At 34.3% G+C, this 7,488-nt stretch carries 8 protein-coding genes and 1 pseudogene; 5 read left to right on the top strand and 4 right to left on the bottom strand.

Annotation, left to right across the window (positions count from 1 at the left end; genetic code table 11):
• Positions 1 to 122 precede the first annotated feature (122 nt).
• Positions 123 to 833: a tRNA (N6-threonylcarbamoyladenosine(37)-N6)-methyltransferase TrmO gene (gene tsaA / locus ACK2M2_RS10340; protein WP_419348135.1), complete on the bottom strand. Its 711-nt coding sequence runs from the start codon at positions 831 to 833 to the stop codon at positions 123 to 125.
• Positions 834 to 938: 105 nt separating this feature from the next.
• On the opposite strand from tsaA, the gene ACK2M2_RS10345 reads away from it, so the two are divergent.
• Entirely contained in the window at positions 939 to 1,718 is a 780-nt protein-coding gene (locus tag ACK2M2_RS10345; protein ID WP_409512055.1) for a ferredoxin--NADP reductase, read from the top strand.
• A 432-nt stretch (positions 1,719 to 2,150) separates the two neighbouring features.
• Here the strand turns inward: ACK2M2_RS10345 and ACK2M2_RS10350 are convergent, their stop codons facing one another.
• Positions 2,151 to 2,717, bottom strand: a complete 567-nt coding sequence (locus ACK2M2_RS10350; protein ID WP_409512056.1) for a TetR/AcrR family transcriptional regulator — start codon at positions 2,715 to 2,717, stop codon at positions 2,151 to 2,153.
• A 266-nt stretch (positions 2,718 to 2,983) separates the two neighbouring features.
• On the opposite strand from ACK2M2_RS10350, the gene ACK2M2_RS10355 reads away from it, so the two are divergent.
• Positions 2,984 to 3,817, top strand: a complete 834-nt coding sequence (locus tag ACK2M2_RS10355; RefSeq protein WP_409512057.1) for a hypothetical protein — start codon at positions 2,984 to 2,986, stop codon at positions 3,815 to 3,817.
• Here ACK2M2_RS10355 and ACK2M2_RS10360 read toward each other — a convergent pair.
• The gene (locus ACK2M2_RS10360) at positions 3,814 to 4,446 is read right to left on the bottom strand and encodes a cation transporter (RefSeq protein ID WP_419348125.1); all 633 of its coding nucleotides are present in this window, start codon (positions 4,444 to 4,446) and stop codon (positions 3,814 to 3,816) included. The two genes, ACK2M2_RS10355 and ACK2M2_RS10360, sit on opposite strands and share 4 nt — an antisense overlap.
• A gap of 88 nt (positions 4,447 to 4,534) precedes the next feature.
• Between ACK2M2_RS10360 and ACK2M2_RS10365 the strand changes: the two genes are divergently transcribed.
• From ACK2M2_RS10365 to ACK2M2_RS10375, 3 genes are all read left to right on the top strand, one after another.
• Positions 4,535 to 4,939 carry a Cd(II)/Pb(II)-responsive transcriptional regulator gene (locus ACK2M2_RS10365; RefSeq protein WP_409512059.1) on the top strand — a complete coding sequence of 135 codons (405 nt, stop codon included), beginning with the start codon at positions 4,535 to 4,537 and terminating at the stop codon, positions 4,937 to 4,939.
• A gap of 81 nt (positions 4,940 to 5,020) precedes the next feature.
• On the top strand, positions 5,021 to 6,433 hold the full coding sequence (yegQ, locus tag ACK2M2_RS10370; RefSeq protein ID WP_419348127.1) for a tRNA 5-hydroxyuridine modification protein YegQ: 1,413 nt from the start codon (positions 5,021 to 5,023) through the stop codon (positions 6,431 to 6,433).
• 24 nt (positions 6,434 to 6,457) lie between these two features.
• The gene (locus ACK2M2_RS10375) at positions 6,458 to 6,709 is read left to right on the top strand and encodes a YfhL family 4Fe-4S dicluster ferredoxin (protein ID WP_409512061.1); all 252 of its coding nucleotides are present in this window, start codon (positions 6,458 to 6,460) and stop codon (positions 6,707 to 6,709) included.
• A 662-nt stretch (positions 6,710 to 7,371) separates the two neighbouring features.
• Here the strand turns inward: ACK2M2_RS10375 and ACK2M2_RS10380 are convergent.
• A pseudogene (locus ACK2M2_RS10380) lies at positions 7,372 to 7,488 on the bottom strand (pyridine nucleotide-disulfide oxidoreductase); the annotation flags it as partial.

Consider the following 7,488-nt stretch of genomic DNA (forward strand, 5'->3'; position numbering starts at 1 on the left):
AAATCACTTTTATCAGGCAAATTTTTGTATTCATGTCTTGCCTGATCAATTTATTGGCTTCTCCGCTAATTTTCAATTTTTATCTTTTCATTACAATAAATTAAGATAAAACAATGTAACGTTTATGACAAATCAACAATCTCCACCTGTAAAACATTCACTGTAAATTTCACATCCAAATTTGCAAATTTCATCGCGTAAATACGCTGCTCATCTTTTTGATATGCTGGTCGTGGATCAAGTGATAAAACTTGCTGCAACTCATCAATCACTTGTAATGTCAATTGCGCTGTTTGCAGTAATTTTTCTTGCTTTTCTTTCGCTTGCTCACTCCAAATGACTGTTTTTCGATCAGGCTCATGCTGTGCATAACCACTAATTGCCTCAGGAACACTATCTGAGTATTGAATATAGGGTTTTATATCGACAATTGGTGTCTGATCAAGCAAGTCACTTCCTATCACATACACACGAACAGACTGACCCACTTTTTCAACTTTTTTAAGCCGTACCACCGACAAACCGAGTGGTGATGGTCGATACATACTGCGTGTAGCAAACACCCCTATTTTTTGATTTCCACCTAAACGAGGTGGGCGTACTTGAGGGCGAAACTTAAAACTAACTTGTTGATTTTTATTATCATGAAACTGCCATACTAACCATAAATGACTAAATTCTTCAATTCCATCGAAAGCCAATAAATCATTATATGGCTCAAACATTTCAATATAGGACTCTACTTGAACTAAATTTGGTTGTCTTGGAATACCAAATTTTTCTTTATAAGGAGAACGCATATAACCAATAATTGGCAAACTAATTTCAGTCATAATCACTTTTTCTGATAAGCTCATTAAAATATATTCAGTTTATCGAGAATGATTTTAGATTAGAATAGTAAGTTGTACTTACTTGAAAATTTAATGAGACCTTTAATGGCTGCTTTCAACGTCGAAAAGATTACTCACGTCCACCATTGGAATGATACTTTATTCAGCTTTAAAACCACACGTGATACAGCGTTGCGTTTTAAAAATGGTCAATTTGTAATGATTGGCCTTGAAGTAAATGGTAAACCATTGATGCGCGCATATTCGATTGCAAGTGCCAACTATGAAGAAGAACTCGAGTTTTTCTCAATTAAAGTTCCAGATGGTCCTTTAACTTCTATCTTACAAAAAGTAAAAGTGGGCGATGACATTCTTGTGTCTAAAAAGCCAACAGGAACATTGGTTCTTGATGATTTAAACCCAGGTAAAAACTTATATCTTCTTTCTTCGGGTACTGGGCTTGCACCATTTCTATCGACTATTCGTGATCCTGAAACTTACGAGCGTTTTGAAAAAATCATTGTTGTTCATGGCACACGCTTTGTTTCAGAATTGGCTTATCAAGATCTCATTGAAAATGAAATTCCAAATCATGAGTTCTTCGGTGAGTTAGGTGCTAAAGAAAAATTAGTCTACTATCCAACTGTAACGCGTGAAGATTTCCATACGCAAGGTCGTGTAACAACTGCAATTGAAACTGGTGACTTATTCGAAAAAATTGGTTTGCCACGTTTCAATCCTGAAACAGACCGTGCAATGCTTTGTGGTAGCCCATCATTCCTTGATGATGTTGCAGCATTACTTGATCAACATGGTCTAAAAGAATCACCTAAAATGGGCGTTCTTGGTGACTATGTGATTGAGCGTGCTTTTGTTGAAAAATAACATTTAAATTTAGGAATTAAATAAAACCGGAATTCATTTTCGGTTTTTTTATATCAGAGTTTTATGTTTAGAAAATAAATAAAATGATGCTTTTTTCTTTATTTCGATAATAAAAGCTATTGTATTTTCTTAATAGCGTTTATATAATAGCCCATATAAACAGACAGGTCTGTCTATTTATTTTTATTAGTAAAACAACATCCAGAGGAATAAATAAAACAATACACAAAAATAAACATAAGAGGAAGTCATAAAACTTCCCACACTAATTGAAATGAATATTTTTCTAATTTATGAAGAAAAATATAAGTTTCAATTTTATATTCAGCGAGGCGTGACAGGTAAAATTGTCACGCCTTTTTATTATTTGAATATTTATTATAGATCCATACAATGACTTATTGTATGGATCTTATATTATACTTTTAGATGCTAAGCATTCAAAAGTTCGAGCTGAATTAATTGCTGAACACGCTTCCAATAATCTTCTATCTTTACAGTATTAGTATCAATCTGCGCTTGAATTGTCATACCATCTAACAAACTCGCCAATAAAGTTGCCAATTGTATAGCTTGCTGAATACCAAGTCCTTCAAGTGCTGTTTTCAACTTTCCAGTTAACCATTCCTTGTACTCTATGGCTGGGCGAATGGTCGATGGATACAACTTTGATATTTCTTCAACTGCTTTTTGAAACATACAACCATTAAAATCTTCCGTATGAAACCAAGCGTCATACCAGAAAAAAATAGTTTTAATGTGATCTATGTAATTTTGGGGCTGACATTCAGCAATTGCTGCTTCCAAAGATTCCTGTATGTTCATATTTCTTTTATTCAAACATTCTTCAATAAGTTTAGCCTTCGAAGGAAAATATTTATAAAATGTCATTTTTGCGACACCGGATTCACTAATAATCCGATCAACCCCAATAGAATTGTAACTATGTGAGTTAAAAAGACGAAGTGCCGTGCTGATAATGTCATCTTTTTTTGACATACTTTACGCCTACTATACTTATCTTCAATTGATTTAATTGAACTGAGTTAATGATTCTATGCAGGTTAATGACCTGTGTTTATGATAAATGCTTAAAAATTATATCATTTTTCTCGTAGTCAATAACTAACTTTTATTCCTTCCAATTAGAACAATATTCAACTTTATCATACAAGTATTTGAAATTAGTATTAATTAATTTAAAATCCCTATAGTAAGTTAATGTTATATTTACTATGATCATATAAATATACACAAATGTAACAATGATCAAAATGACTTTTACAAAAACCACTCAGGCTCGTAGTGATGCACTTTTATTTATTCATCAGTCGCTCCCTACCAATCAATGGCAATACAACGAAGTTGACATTCATGCTTTAAAACAAGCAATGCACAATCATGTATTATTTCAACATCCCATATTAAAACAAATGCTGGAACAGCGCCTCACGCTAGAGCATTTACAGAATATCCATATTCATTACTTTCATGCGATTGTGCATATCTTTACTGATGCATTAAGTATGTTAATTTTTCAAACCCAGCAATTAGATCATGCGATTAATCTTAAAGCCGAATCACGCCACATCGCTAAAATTTATGCTCGTTATTTATTGTCTTTAAACTTAATAGATGAATTAGGCTTTAATTCCGCAAAGCTCGAAAAAAGCTCTCCAAATAAATCACACTTGGTTTATTTTACCCAATTAATAGAACAATTAGACATTTCATCAGACAGTACACCATGTGCCGAAGCTCAGCACATTCGAGATTTTATAAAAAACCACTACAATGAATACAGTCATTTACTCTTAATTCTTGCTTGTACAGAAAAACAAGTTATTTACTTTAGCCAAGCACTTTCTCAGAACCTATACAAGTATGACCCTAAATATTGTCAAGGATACTACGAGTGCCATGGTGAAGCTGATCATTCTGATCGTCTTGCTAATGATGATAATCATGAAGATGATTTATGGTGTCTACTCACACAGTGCTATGTTAAACAAAATGAGCAGACACTGACTATTCTTGAACAAGAATACCTAACATTATGGGCTAATTTTTGGAGCAAAATGCAAAGTATGCAGGACTAAATCTGTTGCATAGTTTGTTTTTGCTCTCCACGTTCTTTTAATGCACGTGTAATAACTTGATAGCCACCTGTTAATCCAAGCGTCGCCATAATAAGCGCTACAATAACGTCAGGTAATAAACTACCTGTACCAAATACCCCAACTGCTGCCAAAATTACGGCAACATTTCCAATAGCATCGTTGCGACTACACAACCAAACCGATTGCATGTTGGAATCACCATCTCGAAAAGCATAAAGAATAAAAGCTGCGATAACATTGGCAATCAAGGCAAGAATTCCAATTGCTCCCATTGTGATTGCTTCGGGTGGAATACCTTTAAAATAGGCATAGGCTGTTTTTGTTATGACAACAAATCCAAATAATGCCATTGTTATACCCTTCAACAACGCAACGGTTGCTCGCCAATATAAGCTCGCACCCAACACAGCTAAAGAAATACCATAATTGACCGCATCACCAAAAAAATCGAGTGAATCCGCCCAAAGTGCAGAGGAATGTGTATAGGCACCACCTATTAATTCAACAAAAAACATAGCTAAATTAATAAATAGTGCAATCCATAATGCTGTTCTAAATTTACTATTTGGCTTCTGTGGTGCAGGTTCATGACTACAAGTACATGCCATTACTGATCCCCTTGATTAAATATTCATATGTATTATGCTTATTTAAAACCTAGGAGTAACTCTAAGGTCAAGAGATTGTGAGCAGTAGATGAATCAATATTTAATCAGCGATTTAGCCAAAAAAACTCAACTTTCTTCAGACACTATTCGATTTTATGAAAAAAAACAGCTTATTAAAGCAAGCTTTCGTGCGGAAAATAACTATAAATATTATGATGATGAAACATTGAAACGACTCATTTTTATTAAACGCTGTCGTTCATTAGACATGACTCTACATGAAATTTCTCAACTTACTGAGCAAATTCAATATCCTAAAAAAGATTGTCAAATTATTGATCAATTGATTGAAGAACATATTCAGCATATTGAAACAAAAATTAAAGAATTAACTTCATTTAAATCCCAATTATATGAACTACGTCAATCTTGTACCTCCAATACCACGATTGATCACTGTCAAATTGTAAAAAATTTAGGAAAAAGTGAATAAAATCCGACTATTTTACTAGGTTGAAACTATTTTTTAATGATCTACAATAAACCCATATTTTTTATATGCCTTTAAAATTTTATGAGTATTTCCCATGTTACAGAACTTTTATCGCCAGCAGGTTCACTGAAAAATATGCGTTATGCTTTTGCCTATGGTGCAGATGCCGTATATGCAGGTCAACCACGCTATAGCTTAAGAGTACGTAACAATGAGTTTGATCATGATAATTTAAAAATTGGCATTTCTGAAGCACATGCTTTAGGCAAAAAATTTTATGTGGTCGCAAATATTCAACCACATAACAGTAAATTAAAAAATTTCATTCGTGATCTCGAACCTATTATTGCTATGCAACCAGATGCGCTAATTATGTCCGATCCGGGCTTAATTATGATGGTGCGTGAGCATTTTCCTGATATATCGATTCATCTATCAGTGCAAGCCAATGCCGTCAACTGGGCAACTGTTCAGTTTTGGAAAAACATGGGACTTACTCGGGTGATTTTATCACGTGAATTGTCTTTAGATGAAATTGAAGAAATTAAGCAAACTGTACCTGATATGGAAATTGAAGTTTTCGTACATGGTGCACTTTGCATGGCTTATTCCGGTCGTTGCTTACTTTCAGGCTATATGAATAAACGTGATGCAAACCAAGGCGCATGTACCAATGCATGCCGTTGGGATTATAAAATTCACGAAGCAGCAGAAGATGCATCTGGGGATGTCATTCCAATCATAGAATTGGAGACAGCATCAGACTGTTGCAACTATAAATATGCCGACGAGCAACACGCCCAAAACAACAAAAAGCAACAACACCAATATGGCGAACCGGTTTTATTACAACGCAATAAAGAGGAAATGTTTGCAGCAGAAGAAGATGAACATGGAACTTACTTCATGAACTCTAAAGATTTACGAGCCGTACAGCACGTTGATCGGCTCGCAAAAATGGGCATTCATTCTTTAAAAATAGAAGGACGCACCAAATCATACTTTTACTGCGCTAGAACAGCGCAAATTTACCGAAAAGCAATTGATGATGCGGTTGCAGAAAAGCCATTTGACTCGGCTTTAATGACTCAACTTGAAGGTTTAGCCAACCGTGGTTATACCGAAGGTTTTCTTCGTCGTCACGTCCATAGTGAGTATCAAAATTATGAATCTGGCTCTTCAAAATTTGATCATCAGCAATTTGTTGGTGAAGTGCTTGAAAGAAATGGGGATTACATCAAAATTGAAGTTAAAAATCGCTTCTTGATCGGTGACTCACTTGAACTGATGACAACCTCTGGCAATATCGCATTTGTGCTTAATGAAATGCTTGATCAAAAAGGAAAGGAAATTTCTGATGCAAAAGGTTCAGGTTATATTGTAGATATTCCAATTCCAGCCGATGTCAATATGGCTTATGCACTACTTATTCGGAATTTACCTAACTCAACAATAGATATCTCAGCATCATCACTCGCCTATCAGGTTGTTTAAAATAAAGATTTTTAAGGTTGAATTATGGCGTTACTGATTACAGATCAATGTATTAACTGCGATATGTGCCTTGCAGAATGCCCAAATCAGGCCATTTTTGAAGGTGATAAAATTTATGAAATAAATGCAGATCGATGTACTGAATGTGTTGGCTACTATGAACGTCAAACTTGTGTCGATGTCTGCCCGATTGCCTGTATTGTTCCAGACCCAAAGCATCAAGAAAGTCAGGAACAACTTTTAAATCGTTTCCATTATCTCAGCTTATTTGGTTAAGGCATTAAAATTTTATGAAACCGTCATCATTTAGACATCAAACTCTTTTACACTTTCAGTATGAGGACATCATCTCAAAGTTGGCATCAAATTTGCTTTATTTAAAGTCATAAAAATAAAGTTATTTGTCACGTTTTATTTATCTATTGACCTTGGTATCTAGAACAGACAAAAACACTAAATTTCTAACAATAAAACTATGTTTACAACAATAAATAAGTCAATACAAAAATAAGAATGAAACAGCGCAAAAAGCCGAAGTATCATGGGGAGATACTTCGGCTTTTAATTTTGACTAAGTATTGCTTTTATATAGATTGTGCTGCTTTAACTACATGAGACTGTCGAAAGTAAGCCAATGAAGGCTTTACTCGACAAAACCAAGACTCACCAGCTAGTAAAAGTAAATAGATGTGATTCAATTAGCTAAAATATCACTCTTTATCTTTTATGCAGTCAATTAAATTGTGTATCAATACAAAATTTTCATTCTCCAACGAAATATGACACTGACAACTGGACTAAAAAGTCTGCACAAATCAAAGTTCAAAATTGCTGTATATGTAGACTTTTAAATTTCTCTTTATGTATAAACAAAAACCCTGAATAAATCAGGGTCTTTGTTCAAATCAATCATAAAATGTAGGCTTTTTACTTTAACTTTATATAGCTGCACGCATCATATAATCAAAAGCAGATAATGCCGCTTTCGCACCTTCACCCGATGCAATAATGATTTGCTTGTATGGTACAGTGGTACAGTCACCTGCAGCAAAGAC

This window comes from Acinetobacter sp. TY1 (genome assembly GCF_048551395.1).
In the GTDB taxonomy this organism is placed as follows: Bacteria; Pseudomonadota; Gammaproteobacteria; order Pseudomonadales; family Moraxellaceae; genus Acinetobacter.

Coding starts and splice junctions, on each gene's coding strand:
- ACK2M2_RS10360 (WP_419348125.1), bottom strand. CDS start 4,446: ATGGCATGTACTTGTAGTCATGAACCTGCACCACAGAAGCCAAATAGT.
- ACK2M2_RS10365 (WP_409512059.1), top strand. CDS start 4,535: ATGAATCAATATTTAATCAGCGATTTAGCCAAAAAAACTCAACTTTCT.
- ACK2M2_RS10375 (WP_409512061.1), top strand. CDS start 6,458: ATGGCGTTACTGATTACAGATCAATGTATTAACTGCGATATGTGCCTT.
- ACK2M2_RS10355 (WP_409512057.1), top strand. CDS start 2,984: ATGATCAAAATGACTTTTACAAAAACCACTCAGGCTCGTAGTGATGCA.
- ACK2M2_RS10345 (WP_409512055.1), top strand. CDS start 939: ATGGCTGCTTTCAACGTCGAAAAGATTACTCACGTCCACCATTGGAAT.
- tsaA (WP_419348135.1), bottom strand. CDS start 833: ATGACTGAAATTAGTTTGCCAATTATTGGTTATATGCGTTCTCCTTAT.
- ACK2M2_RS10350 (WP_409512056.1), bottom strand. CDS start 2,717: ATGTCAAAAAAAGATGACATTATCAGCACGGCACTTCGTCTTTTTAAC.
- yegQ (WP_419348127.1), top strand. CDS start 5,021: ATGAGTATTTCCCATGTTACAGAACTTTTATCGCCAGCAGGTTCACTG.